The sequence below is a fragment of the Sphingomonas sp. SUN019 genome, assembly GCF_024758705.1.
GTDB lineage: Bacteria > Pseudomonadota > Alphaproteobacteria > Sphingomonadales > Sphingomonadaceae > Sphingomonas.
This window is the reverse complement of record NZ_CP096971.1, coordinates 2,241,598-2,254,325: the sequence shown is the minus strand read 5'-3', so window position 1 is coordinate 2,254,325 and position 12,728 is coordinate 2,241,598. Positions and strand designations below refer to the sequence as shown.

The window sequence follows — 12,728 nt, the reverse complement described above, 5'->3', positions numbered from 1 at the left end:
CGTCTGTTGCGCCTGCACGGGGGCCTGCGTAAAGCCCGGCCGTGACCAGCCCTATCGTGATCGCCGTGCCCAAGGGGCGCATCCTGGCCGAGGCGCTGCCGTTGCTCGCCGCCGCGGGCATCGTGCCCGAGGCCGCGTTCGGCGACGAGGACAGCCGCGCACTGCGCTTCACCACCGATACGCCGGGGATCGAGCTGATCCGCGTCCGCGCGTTCGACGTCGCGACTTTCGTGGCGCACGGCGCGGCGCAGCTCGGCATCGTCGGGTCCGACGTGCTGGCCGAATTCGCCTATTCCGAACTGTACGCGCCGGTCGATCTCGGCATCGGGCATTGCCGCCTGTCGGTCGCCGAGCCCGCCGACCTTGCCGCGACCGACGACCCGCGCGGATGGAGCCACGTCCGCGTCGCAACCAAATACCCACACGTCACCGCGGCCCACTTTGCAAAACGCGGCGTGCAGGCGGAGTGCATCAAGCTGAACGGCGCGATGGAACTGGCGCCGACGCTCGGCCTCGCGCCGCGGATCGTCGATCTGGTGTCGTCGGGCCGAACGCTGAAGGAGAACGGGCTGGTCGAGTTCGAGCGGATCATGGACGTGACCTCGCGCCTGGTGGTCAACCGCGCGGCGATGAAGACGCGGGCGGAGGTCGTGCCGCTAGTGGAGGCGTTCCGGCGCGCTGCGGCATGATTCGCCTTTCGACTGCGGACGCTGATTTCGCTGCAGCCTTCGCTACACTCGTGGATGCGCGCCGCGAATCCTCGGCTGACGTGACGCGCGATGTATCCACGATCCTGCGTAGCGTCCGCGACGAGGGCGACGCCGCCCTCCGCGCGTTCACCCAGAAGTTCGACGGCCACGATCTCGATGTGACCGGGTGGCAGGTGCCGCTGGCGGATTGTGCGGCGGCGTTCGAGGCGCTCGATCCCGAGTTGCGCATCGCGCTCGAACTCGCCGCCACCCGCATCCGGGCGTATCACGAGAAACAGCGGCCGGAGGACAGCGCCTTCACCGACGCCGCGGGCGTCCGGCTCGGCGCGCGGTGGCGTGCGGTCGATGCGGCGGGTGTCTACGTCCCCGGCGGACGCGCGGCCTATCCGTCCACGCTGCTGATGAACGCGATTCCGGCAAAGGTCGCGGGCGTCGAGCGGCTGGTGGTCGTCACGCCGACCCCGAACGGTGAAATCGCACCGCTCGTCCTCGCCGCGGCGCACCTCGGCGGCGCGGACGAGGTTTGGCGCATCGGCGGCGCGCAGGCGATCGCGGCGCTGGCCTGGGGCACCGGTCGGATCGCCGCGGTCGATGTCGTCACCGGTCCCGGCAACGCCTGGGTCGCGGAGGCCAAACGGCAGGTATACGGCGTCGTGGGGATCGATATGGTCGCGGGGCCGAGCGAGATCGTCGTCGTCGCCGATGGCAAGAACGATCCCGACTGGATCGCCGCCGACCTGCTCAGCCAGGCCGAACATGACGTGACGACGCAATCGATCCTGTTCACCGACGATGCGGACTTTGCCGATGCGGTGGCGGCGGCGGTCGAGGCGCAACTCGGCACGCTCGCTACCGAACAGGTCGCGCGCACCGCTTGGGAAACCAACGGCGCGGTCGTCGTGACACAGACGCTGGACGAAGCGATCCCCTTCGTCGACCGGCTCGCGCCCGAACACGTCGAATTCGCGTGCGACGATCCGCAGGCGCTGTTCGACCTGTTGCGCCACGCCGGGTCCGCGTTTCTCGGGCGGCACACGCCCGAGGCGATCGGCGACTATGTCGCGGGGCCGAACCACGTCCTCCCCACCGGTCGCCGTGCGCGCTTCGCCAGCGGGCTGGGCGTCGCCGATTTCATGAAGCGCACCAGTTTCCTGCAACTCGACGAAGCCGCCTTGCGCAAACTCGGCCCGGCGACGGTCGCGCTGGCCAATGCCGAGGGGCTGCCTGCGCACGCGAAGTCGGTCGCGCTACGGTTGCGGTTGAACCACTAGGAGCATAGGCGTTCGCCCATGTCCCGCACCAATACACGATCGAAGGCCCGCGCCGCCGCGCGCCTCGCCGCCGTCCAGGCCTTGTACCAGCATGAGATGGAGGGCACCGCGATGGCCGTCCTGCTCACCGAATTCCACAATCACCGCTTGGGGGCGACGATCGAGGATGCCGAATATGCCGAGGCCGATATCGATTTCTTCGACGATCTGGTCACCGGCGCGCACGCGCGAAGCGGCGAGATCGACCTGCTGATCGAAAAAAAGCTGGCGAGCGGCTGGACGCTGGCGCGGCTCGACAAGCCGATGAAGGCGATCCTCCGCGCCGGGACGTACGAACTGCTCGCCCGCGCCGACGTGCCGGTGGGGGCGGTGATCACCGAATATGTCGACGTGGCCGACGCCTTCTACGACAAGCGCGAGAAGGGGTTCGTCAACGGGCTGCTCGACGGAATCGCGAAAGATGTGCGCGCGTGACCAATTCCTCCCCGGAACGGGGAGGGGGACCACGAAGTGGGGGAGGGGCAGCCACAAGCCCCGGTCCTGCTTGGCTGTCCCTCCACCACCCGCCGAAGAGGCGGGCGGTCCCCCTCTCTGTACCGGGGAGGAATAAGAAGTGACCGAAGCCGAATTCATCGCCGCCCTGCGCCGCCTGCCGCTCCACCGCGGCGCGCATGGCCTGGCCGACGACACCGCGACGCTCGGACCGTACACGCTCACCACCGATACTTTGGTCGAGGGCGTCCATTTCCTCCCCACCGACCCGCCCGACGACGTCGCGTGGAAGCTGGTCGCGACGAACCTGTCCGATCTCGCCGCCAAGGGCGCGACGCCCGAAGGCGTCCTCCTCAACCACCCGCTGACCGACGATGCGTGGGACCGCGCGTTCCTCGCCGGGTTCGCCGCGGCGCTCGCGGCGCTGGACTGCCGGCTGCTCGGCGGCGACACCATTTCGCTCCCGCCCGGCGCGCCGCGTGTCATTACGCTCACTGCGATCGGCGTCGACGCCATCGCCCCGCCGCGATCAGGCGCGCAAGCGGGCGACACGCTCTGGGTCACCGGCACGATCGGCGACGCAGGGGCGGGCCTCGCCATCGCGCGAGGGACCGAAGGACCGGCCAACCTGCTTGCCGCCTATCGCCGTCCGCACCCACGGATCGCGGAAGGGAAATTGCTCGCCCCGCAGGTCCACGCGATGATGGACGTGTCCGACGGCCTGCTGATCGACGCGGCGCGCATGGCGGTCGCGAGCGGGCTGGCGGTGACGATCGACCTGGCACGCGTACCCCTGTCGGCCGCGTATCGCGCCTTCGCTGGCGACGACGCGCTTCCCGCCGCGACCGCGGGCGACGACTACCAGTTGCTGTTCGCGCTGGCCCCGGACGAGCGCCCCGCCGCTCCCGCCACGCGGATCGGCGCGTTCGCCGATGGCGCGGGCTTATCGCTAACGAACGGCGACGCGCCCGTCCCGCTGCCGAAAACCCTCGGATTCGAGCATCAAGCCTGCTTGCGCTGACGAAACGCGGCCTCTACCCCTCCCGCAACCGAGGATTGCGGCTCATCAGAGGCCGTGCGGAAACGAAGAGGGGATAGCCACGCGATGACGCCAGTCTATATCGCCATTCTCTGCGGCCTGTTGGCCGTGGTCTATGGTTTCGTCACCAGCCAGCAGGTGCTCCGCGCCTCGCCCGGCAATGAAAAGATGCAGGACATCGCGTCCGCCATTCAGGAAGGCGCAAAGGCCTATCTGGGCCGCCAATACACCACCATTGCGATCGTCGGCGTCATCGTCGCGGTAATCCTGGCGATCACCTTGGGCGTACTTTCCACGGTCGGATTCGTCATTGGCGCGGTGCTGTCGGGCGTCGCGGGCTATGTCGGCATGAACATCTCGGTCCGCGCCAACGTGCGCACTGCGGAGGCTGCGCGCACCAGCCTGCAGGGCGGCCTGACGATGGCGTTCCGCTCGGGCGCGGTGACGGGAATGCTCGTCGCGGGGCTCGGCCTGCTCTCGATCGCGGGCTTCTTCTGGTATCTGACCGGGCCGGAGGCGCTGGCCCCCAACGCGCGCGAAATCGTCGAGGCGCTGACCGCGCTGGCGTTCGGCGCATCGCTCATTTCGATTTTCGCGCGTCTGGGCGGCGGCATCTTCACTAAGGCGGCCGACGTCGGCGCCGATCTGGTGGGCAAGGTCGAAGCGGGCATCCCCGAGGACGATCCCCGCAACCCCGCGGTCATCGCGGACAACGTCGGCGACAACGTCGGCGATTGCGCGGGCATGGCCGCCGATCTGTTCGAAACCTATGTCGTGACGCTGGGCGTGACGATGATCTCGATCGCGCTGCTGATCACCGCCGACGCGGCGGAACTGATGCGGCTGATGACGCTGCCGCTGATCATCGGCGGGGTGTGCATCATCACCTCGATCATCGGCACCTATTTCGTGCGGCTCGGCAAGGGCAGCATCATGGGGGCGCTGTACAAGGGCTTCTGGACCAGCGCGATCCTGTCGATCCCGGCAATCTATCTAGCCATGCACTATGTGCTGGGCGACCTTAATGCGGTGATCGGCGGCGCGGGCTTCCTCGATGCGGGCACCGACGCGTTGACCAGCGACCTGCCCAACAACGCCGCACCGATCGCAGGCACCAGCTTCACCGGCATGGATCTGTTCTGGTGCTCGCTGGTCGGGCTTGCGGTCACCGGGCTGCTCGTCTGGATCACCGAATATTACACCGGCACCAACTATCGCCCGGTGAAGTCGATCGCGAAGGCGTCGGAAACCGGCCACGGCACCAACGTGATTCAGGGTCTGGCGATCAGCCTTGAATCCACCGCGCTGCCGACGCTCGTCATCGTCGTCGCGGTCATCGTGTCGTACCAGCTAGCGGGCATCATCGGCATCGCCTTTGCGGCGACCGCGATGCTGTCGCAGGCCGGGATGGTCGTGGCATTGGACGCCTATGGCCCGGTCACCGACAACGCCGGGGGCATCGCCGAAATGGCGGGCCTGCCCGACGACGTTCGCCACCGCACCGACGCGCTGGACGCGGTCGGCAATACGACCAAGGCGGTGACGAAGGGCTATGCGATCGGCTCGGCGGGTCTGGCGGCGCTGGTGCTGTTCGGCGCATACACGACCGATCTGCAGACGTATTTCCCCGACATCACGGTCGATTTCAGCCTGTCCAACCCCTACGTCATCGTCGGGCTGCTGCTCGGCGCGTTGCTGCCGTATCTGTTCGGCGCGTTCGGCATGACTGCGGTCGGCCGCGCAGCGGGGGCGGTGGTGGAGGAAGTGCGCGAGCAATTCCGCAACAACCCCGGCATCATGCTCGGCACCAGCCGCCCGAACTATGGCCGCACGGTCGATCTGGTGACAAAGGCCGCGATCAAGGAGATGATCGTACCCTCATTGCTGCCGGTGCTGTCGCCGATCGCGCTGTACTACGCCATCACCTTGGTGGCGGGGCAGGCGGCGGGGTTTGCCGCACTCGGCGCGATGCTGCTCGGCGTGATCGTGTCGGGGTTGTTCGTGGCGATCTCGATGACCAGCGGCGGCGGCGCGTGGGACAATGCGAAGAAATACATCGAGGACGGCAATCACGGCGGCAAGGGCAGCGAGGCGCACAAAGCCGCGGTGACCGGCGACACCGTCGGCGATCCGTACAAAGACACGGCGGGCCCGGCGGTGAACCCGATGATCAAGATTACTAACATTGTCGCGCTGTTGCTGCTCGCGGCTTTGGCAGCCACCTAACGCGAAGCGGTAGGCGGCGATCAGCCAAAGCCCGGACGGCGGACGGGCGGGACAAATTTCCCGCCCGTCCGTCCGACGGCGCGGCTTCGCCGCGACGCTGGAGGCCCTTCCAAACTCCATCCGATCCGTATCGGACGGAGTTTCCCTTAACCAAGAGCCTAACTTGCAAAGAACGGTCATCAGGGGATTGAACAAACAAGCGAAAATCGCCAGCCTCGCTCGTCAATCGGGGGGAGCAACGCATGGAACTGGCGTCACGGCTGATCGAGCTTGAGAAGCGCACAGCGCAGCATCGTGAGCTGCTGCTGACCGAAGAAGCGGCAAAGACCGCGCTGGTCATGCCGTTCCTCCAGGCGCTCGGCTACGACGTGTTCAACCCGTCTGAGGTTATCCCGGAATTCACCGCCGATGTCGGGATCAAAAAGGGCGAAAAGGTCGACTATGCCATCTGCATCGATGGTCGGCTAAGCATCCTGATCGAATGCAAGCCGTCCTCGGTCGAACTGGACCTGAAACACGCGTCGCAGCTGTTCCGCTATTTCGCGACGACCGACGCGCGCGTTGCGATCCTGACCAACGGCGTGATCTACCAATTCTATTCGGACATCGAACAGCCGAACAAGATGGATGACAAGCCGTTCTTCGCTTTCTCGATGAACGCGCTGAAACGGACCGACCCGACGACGATCGAGCGCTTCGCCCGCGCGCATTTCGACATCGACTCGATCGTCGCCGAGGCGAGCCGCCTGAAGCTTCAATCGATGGCGGCGCGCGTGCAGGTCGGCCGGATCACCGCGGCGGTGAAGGAGCAGCTTCACGCGACGCTGACCAACACCATCGCATCGTTCATCCGTGATCGCGTGAACGACCGCCTCACCTCCGCACTCGACGTCGCCAATCCCGCGCCCGAGATCATCGATGAGGGCGCGTCGGACGATATGTCGGAGGGCGATGGCGTGATCACCACCGAGGACGAAATCGGCGGCTTCCGTATCGTTCAGGCAATCGCCGCGCGGCACGTTGCGCCTAACCGTATCGTGATCCGCGATTCAAAATCCTATTGCGCGATCCTGCTCGACGACAACAATCGCAAGACGATCGCTAGGCTGCATTTCAACAGCCCGACCACGCGCTACGTCGGCACGTTCGTCGACAAGGCAGAAACGCGCCACGCGGTTTCCGACCTGACCGACATTTATCGGCTCGAGGAGGCGATCGTCGCGCGCTTGGGCGAGTTTCTCGGCTGAGCGAACCTGCGATAGCGCAATCGGGCCGATCCGTGACTTTTTTGCATCGCACCATCTAAATAGTTTCGTAACCGTCCCGATACGGCGGTTAGCGTATTGCGTGAACACGTCACCTCGGGCTTTATTGCAACAATACGACACAATGAATTGGTCGTGGGGCAATAAAGGGGACTTTTCCATGCGCGTTACGAAATCTATCGTTCGTTCCGGCGTAGCGGCGACGGCGCTGATCGCGGGGCTTTCGGCCGCGCCGGCCTTTGCGCAGGCCGCGCCGACCGAGGATCCCGCCACGCTGGAATCGCAGGAGGTCGTCGTCACCGGATCGCGCATCCGCCGCGACCCGCTCGACAATCCGTCGCCCGTCGTCACGATCGATTCCGCAGCGGTCGCCAAGACCGGCCTGTCGTCGATCGCCGACGTGCTGCAACGCATTCCCGCCTCGTCGGGTGGCCTCAACACCAAATTCAACAATTCGGGCAACCTCGGCAACCCGCCGGACGGCGGCGGCGTCGGCGCGGGTTCGGCGGCGATCGACCTGCGCTATCTGGGGTCGAAGCGCACGTTGGTGCTGGTCGACGGCCTGCGCTACGTAAACGGCGCATCGGCGAGCGGCATTCCCGGCACCGTCGATCTCAATTCGATTCCCGACGTGATGATCGAGCGGGTCGAGGTGCTGCAGTCGGCCGCCTCCGCGCTGTACGGCACGGACGCGATCGGCGGCGTCGTCAACATCATCACGAAATCGGGGCAGAAGGGCTTTCGCGCGTCGGCGCAATACGGCCAGTATCTGAAGGAAGACGACGGCGCGACGCAGAACTACCAGTTGAGCTGGGGCGGCGGCACCGACCGCGTCCATCTCGACGTCGGCGGTTTCTACACCAAGCAGGATTCGGTGCGGACGCGCGACCGGGCGATCTCGCAATTCCCCAATCCCGGGCAGACCAGCTGCACCGACGCGGTCGGCGGCTGTTCGTCGGCGGCGGTCAACGGGCGCATCGTGTTCAACACCGGCAACCCGTCGTTGCCCGCGGGCGGCAGCGTGACCGTGCGCAACCCGCCGCTCAACGGCCGCGGCGTGTACGACCCGACCCTGGTCGGTGGCGATTTCCGCGCCTTCACCAACTCCGACCGATTCAACTTCGCGCCTTTCAACTATTTCCTGACGCCCAACGAACGCTACGGCACGTTCGCCAATGCGCGCGCGGAGTTTTCGGAAGCGTTCAACGTGCGCGTGAAGGCGGTATGGAACCATCGGCAGTCGCAGAATCAGGCGGCGTTCCTGCCGTTGTTCCTGGGGCCCGACGCGGGCAACGGCAATCTGCTCGACACCGTGTCGATCGACGCGACCAATCCGTTCAACCCGTTCGGCATCACGCTGAATTCGGGCACCAACGGCCAGCCCGCGACCTATTCGTTCATCGCACGCCGCGTGACCGAGAACGGCCAGCGGACCTATAACCAGACGGTCGATACGATGTCGGTGACCGGCACGGTCGACGGCAAGTTCGACCTGTTCGGCAGGAACTGGTATTACGACGCTAACGTCGTGCTCGGCTGGAACGACGCGAAGCAATTGTTCACCGGCAACATCAACGCCGCACGGCTGCAGCAGGCGCTGGGACCGCTCAGCCAGTGCACCGGAGCGTGCGTGCCGTTCAACGTGTTCGGCGGTCAGGGATCGATCACGCCTGCGATGCTGGGCTTCGTGGCGTTCGACGAGCGTTCGCGCAGCCAGCAGCGGCTGGAGGATTACACCTTCAACGTGTCGGGCGAATTGTTCGATCTGCCGGGCGGCCCGATCGGCGTCGCGGCGGGATATGAGCACCGCTATCAACAGGGCAGCTTCACCCCCGATCCGGTCATCCAGGCCGGGCTGGGCTCGGACATTCCGGCGCAGGCCGCGCGCGGCGCGTTCAAGGTCAACGAAGTCTATGGCGAGCTTCGCCTGCCGCTGATCAAGGACGTCCCATTCCTGAACCTGGTCGAACTGAGCGGCGCGGTGCGCTACTCGGATTTTTCGACCTTCGGCAGCAACACGGTCCTGTCGGGCAGCGTCTTGTGGAAGCCGGTGTCGGACCTGCTGCTGCGTGCTTCCTATGCCGAAAGCTATCGCGCAGCCTCGATCGGCGAATTGTTCGGCGCGCAGTCGCGCTTCGATCAGCCGCTCGACGACCCGTGCACCAGCGCGCCGGGCGGGTTGTTCCAAAGCAATGCGACCGTGCGCACGAACTGCATCGCCAACGGCGTGCCGGCCAACGGCAGCTACACCGAACCGCAGGGCGGGCAGATCGCGCTGCTGACCGGCGGCAACTCAGGCCTGCAACCCGAAAAGGCCGAAACCTGGATCTACGGCGGCGTGTACAGCCCGACGTGGGCGCGCAACGGCTTCGCCAGCGCGCTCAGCCTGGAGGTGAATTATTACGACATCACCGTGGACGGCGCGATTTCGTCGATCCCGGGCAGCGTGCTGCTCAGCCGTTGCGTGCTGACTGGCGATCCCCTGTCCTGCGCCGCCGTCAACCGCACGCAGAACGGGTTCATCTCGAACATCAACGCGGTCCTGCTGAACATCGGCCGGATCGAAACCGACGGGATCGACTTCACCTTCACGCTGCGCACGCGTGAGACGGGCGTCGGCACGTTCGGCCTGTCGGTCAGCGGCAATTACCTGCTGAGCTACAAGGAAACCGTGCCCGCGACCAACGGCGTGACGGTGACCGACTATACCGGCACCGAACGCGGCGCCGACCCGCTCGATCAGGCCTATCCCAACTTCAAGGGGCAGGCGACGATCGACTGGGACATCGGCCCCGTGGCGCTGGCGCTGACCGGTCGATACATCGACAACGTGATCGAAAACCAGAACGGCCGCGAGCTGAAAAGCCGCTTCTACGGCGATGCGCAGGTGACGTTCCGGCCGAGCTGGATGGAGGAAAGGTTCGGGCTGACGCTCGGCCTGAACAACGTGTTCGACACCGATCCGCCCGCGTGCTTCTCGTGCGCCGGTCCGAACTACGATCCGACCACCTACGACGTGCCCGGCCGGTTCGGGTACGTGCGGCTCAGCTACGGGTTGTAACGCTCGGGGGGAGCGTACGACCCGCGAGCCCCGTCCGGTGACCACCGGGCGGGGCTTTTCTTTGCCCGGAATCCTCGGCACATAGCGCGCTCAAGGGGACGTGCGATGCGGCTGGGTTGGGACGAGATCAAGCGCCGCGCCCGCGCGTTCAGCGAAGAATGGCAGGGCGCGCATTATGAGAAGGGCGAAACCCAGTCCTTCTACAATGATTTCTTCGACATCTTCGGCGTGAAGCGCCGGCGCGTCGCCACCTGCGAACAACGTGTGAAGCTGCTGAACAACAAGCACGGCTTCATGGACCTGTTCTGGCCGCGCACCCTGTTGATCGAACAGAAAAGCGCGCGGCTCGACCTGGATCGCGCGGGCGTGCAGGCGCTGGACTACATCGACGGCATCCCGCCCGCCGAACAGCCGCGCCATGTCCTGACATGCGATTTCCAGACCTGGCGGCTGCTCGATCTGGATACCGGCGCGGAAACCCGCTTCGCGCTTGCCGACCTGCACCAACATATCGAGGCGTTCGCCTTTGTCCTCGGCCGCCAGCGCACGTTCGAAACGCAGGCGGGGGTGACGATCAAGGCGGCCGAACTGATGGGTTTGCTCCACGACGCGCTGGAGGCGGCGAACTACCGCGGCCATGCGCTGGAGCAACTGCTGGTCCGTCTGCTGTTCTGCATGTTCGCCGACGACACCGGCATCTTCCAGCCCAAGGACATCTTCCTAGAACTGCTGCAGAACGACACGCGGGAGGACGGCAGCGACACCGGCCGCATCCTGATGGAGCTGTTCGACGTCCTCGACACGCATGAGGACGATCGCCAGACCGGTCTGTCGGGGGAATTGAACGCCTTTCCCTATATCAACGGTCAGCTGTTCTCCGGGCGGCTGCGCACGCCCGTCTTCGATGCGAAGATGCGCCGGCAGTTGATCGACGCGTGCCGCCACGACTGGACCGGGGTCAGCCCGGCGATCTTCGGGTCGCTGTTCCAGTCGGTGATGGACGCGAAGGAACGGCGCGCAAAGGGCGCGCACTACACGTCCGAAGCCAATATCATGAAGGTCATCGGGCCGCTGTTCCTGGACGACCTGCGCGCCGAACTCGACAAGCTGATCGCGCGCCGCACCGGGCGCGATGCCGCATTGCTTGAATATCAGGCGAAACTGTCGCGCCTCACCTTCCTCGATCCCGCCTGTGGCTGCGGCAATTTCCTGGTCGTCGCCTATCGCGAGATCCGGCGGCTGGAACTCGATTGCCTGAAGGCGCTGTACCCTACGCAACAGATCGACGCCGTGCTGCTCAGCCGCGTCACGGTCGAACAATTCCATGGCATCGAGATCGAGGAATTTCCCGCGCGCATCGCAGAGGTGGCGATGTGGATGGCCGATCACCTGGCCAACAACGATTACAACGCAGCGTTTCAGGGCAATTCGGCGCGCATCCCGCTGAAGAATTCCGCGCACATCTTGCACGCCGATGCGTTGGAGGCGGACTGGTCCAGCCTGATCGCGCCCGAAAAACTGCACTACATCATGGGCAACCCGCCGTTCGTCGGCGCCAAGTTCCAGACCCCCGAACAACGCGCGCAGGTCCGCGCGATCGCCGGGCTGGGCGGCAGCGGCGGAACGCTCGATTTCGTCGCGGCCTGGTTTATCAAGGCGGGGGCGTATATTAGTGGTTGCGCGCCGCGGATAAGCATACACAACAGCGAACAGCGAACAGCGAACAGCGAACAGCGAACAGCGAAATACGCGTCGCCTTCGTTGCAACCAATTCGATCAGTCAAGGCGAACAGGTCGCGCAATTGTGGCCGATCCTGTTCGAACGCTTCCATCTCGAAATCTCGTTCGCGCACCGCACCTTCAGTTGGGGCAGCGAGGCCCGCGGCAAGGCGCACGTCCATGTCGTAGTCATCGGACTGACGCACCGCGATAACGAGCCGAACGAGAAACGGCTGTTCAGCTATCCCGATATCCGCCGCGATCCGATCGAGAGTCGGCATGAGGCGCTGACGGCGTATTTGTTTGATGCTCGCGGCGTTGCGAATCAACATTTAGTAGTGAGGGAGGAAGGTCGACCGATCAACGATGCCCCTCGGCTAGTGATCGGCTCGAAGCCAATCGATGGCGGTAATTTCATTTTCACTTCTTCAGAACGTCGTCAGTTTCTGGATATCGAGCCCGAAGCGGCTGACCTTATGCGGCCATTTGTTGGCGCAGAAGAGTTCATAAACGGAACGCAACGCTGGATTCTGGCCCTGCACGAAGCAAAGCCCGACCGATTGAGACGTATGCCACACGTCGTTGATCGTATCTCGTCAGTCCGTTCATTCCGAGAAAAAAGTAAAAGTCCTCCAACACAAGTACTGGCCAAGACGCCTACAACATATCATATTAATCTATTGCCAACAGAGCCATTTTTGCTAATCCCAAGAGTTAGTTCGGAGCGTCGAGAATATGTGCCGATCGGGTGGTTGGAGCCACCAATAATTCCGAGTGACGCCGCTCTTTGCTTGGCCGGCGCGTCACTGTGGCACTTTGCTTTTTTCAATAGTCGAGCGCATATGGCTTGGCTCAGCCACATCGGTGGTCGTCTCAAGAGCGATTTTCGCTATTCGATTGGCCTCGTCTATAACACCTTCCCGTGGCCCGATGCCACCCCGGCGC

The 12,728-nt window shown here is 64.8% G+C and carries 8 protein-coding genes and 1 pseudogene; all 9 read left to right on the top strand.

The window, feature by feature from the left end; all coding sequences use genetic code 11:
* Positions 1-41 precede the first annotated feature (41 nt).
* Positions 42-689, top strand: coding sequence for an ATP phosphoribosyltransferase (gene hisG, locus M0208_RS10765; RefSeq protein ID WP_258891699.1), 648 nt, complete (start codon positions 42-44; stop codon positions 687-689).
* A complete protein-coding gene (gene hisD / locus M0208_RS10760; RefSeq protein WP_258891698.1) occupies positions 686-1,981 on the top strand; it encodes a histidinol dehydrogenase in 1,296 nt (431 codons plus the stop codon). Before hisG ends, hisD begins: the two co-directional genes overlap by 4 nt.
* An 18-nt stretch (positions 1,982-1,999) precedes the next feature.
* Positions 2,000-2,455, top strand: coding sequence for a transcription antitermination factor NusB (gene nusB, locus M0208_RS10755; RefSeq protein ID WP_258891697.1), 456 nt, complete (start codon positions 2,000-2,002; stop codon positions 2,453-2,455).
* 139 nt (positions 2,456-2,594) lie between these two features.
* On the top strand, positions 2,595-3,494 hold the full coding sequence (gene thiL / locus M0208_RS10750; RefSeq protein WP_258891696.1) for a thiamine-phosphate kinase: 900 nt from the start codon (positions 2,595-2,597) through the stop codon (positions 3,492-3,494).
* An 84-nt stretch (positions 3,495-3,578) separates the two neighbouring features.
* On the top strand, positions 3,579-5,738 hold the full coding sequence (locus M0208_RS10745) for a sodium-translocating pyrophosphatase (RefSeq protein ID WP_258891695.1): 2,160 nt from the start codon (positions 3,579-3,581) through the stop codon (positions 5,736-5,738).
* 242 nt (positions 5,739-5,980) lie between these two features.
* The gene (locus M0208_RS10740) at positions 5,981-6,985 is read left to right on the top strand and encodes a type I restriction endonuclease (protein WP_258891694.1); all 1,005 of its coding nucleotides are present in this window, start codon (positions 5,981-5,983) and stop codon (positions 6,983-6,985) included.
* 178 nt (positions 6,986-7,163) lie between these two features.
* Positions 7,164-10,064, top strand: coding sequence for a TonB-dependent receptor domain-containing protein (locus M0208_RS10735; RefSeq protein WP_258891693.1), 2,901 nt, complete (start codon positions 7,164-7,166; stop codon positions 10,062-10,064).
* Between the two features lie 105 nt (positions 10,065-10,169).
* On the top strand, positions 10,170-11,972 hold the full coding sequence (locus tag M0208_RS10730; RefSeq protein WP_258891692.1) for a DNA methyltransferase: 1,803 nt from the start codon (positions 10,170-10,172) through the stop codon (positions 11,970-11,972).
* Positions 11,864-12,655 (top strand): annotated as a pseudogene (locus M0208_RS18570) (type IIL restriction-modification enzyme MmeI); the annotation flags it as partial. The gene M0208_RS10730 and the pseudogene M0208_RS18570, both read left to right, overlap by 109 nt.
* Positions 12,656-12,728 lie beyond the last annotated feature (73 nt).

Coding starts and splice junctions, on each gene's coding strand:
- hisD (WP_258891698.1), top strand. CDS start 686: ATGATTCGCCTTTCGACTGCGGACGCTGATTTCGCTGCAGCCTTCGCT.
- nusB (WP_258891697.1), top strand. CDS start 2,000: ATGTCCCGCACCAATACACGATCGAAGGCCCGCGCCGCCGCGCGCCTC.
- M0208_RS10745 (WP_258891695.1), top strand. CDS start 3,579: ATGACGCCAGTCTATATCGCCATTCTCTGCGGCCTGTTGGCCGTGGTC.
- M0208_RS10740 (WP_258891694.1), top strand. CDS start 5,981: ATGGAACTGGCGTCACGGCTGATCGAGCTTGAGAAGCGCACAGCGCAG.
- M0208_RS10735 (WP_258891693.1), top strand. CDS start 7,164: ATGCGCGTTACGAAATCTATCGTTCGTTCCGGCGTAGCGGCGACGGCG.
- M0208_RS10730 (WP_258891692.1), top strand. CDS start 10,170: ATGCGGCTGGGTTGGGACGAGATCAAGCGCCGCGCCCGCGCGTTCAGC.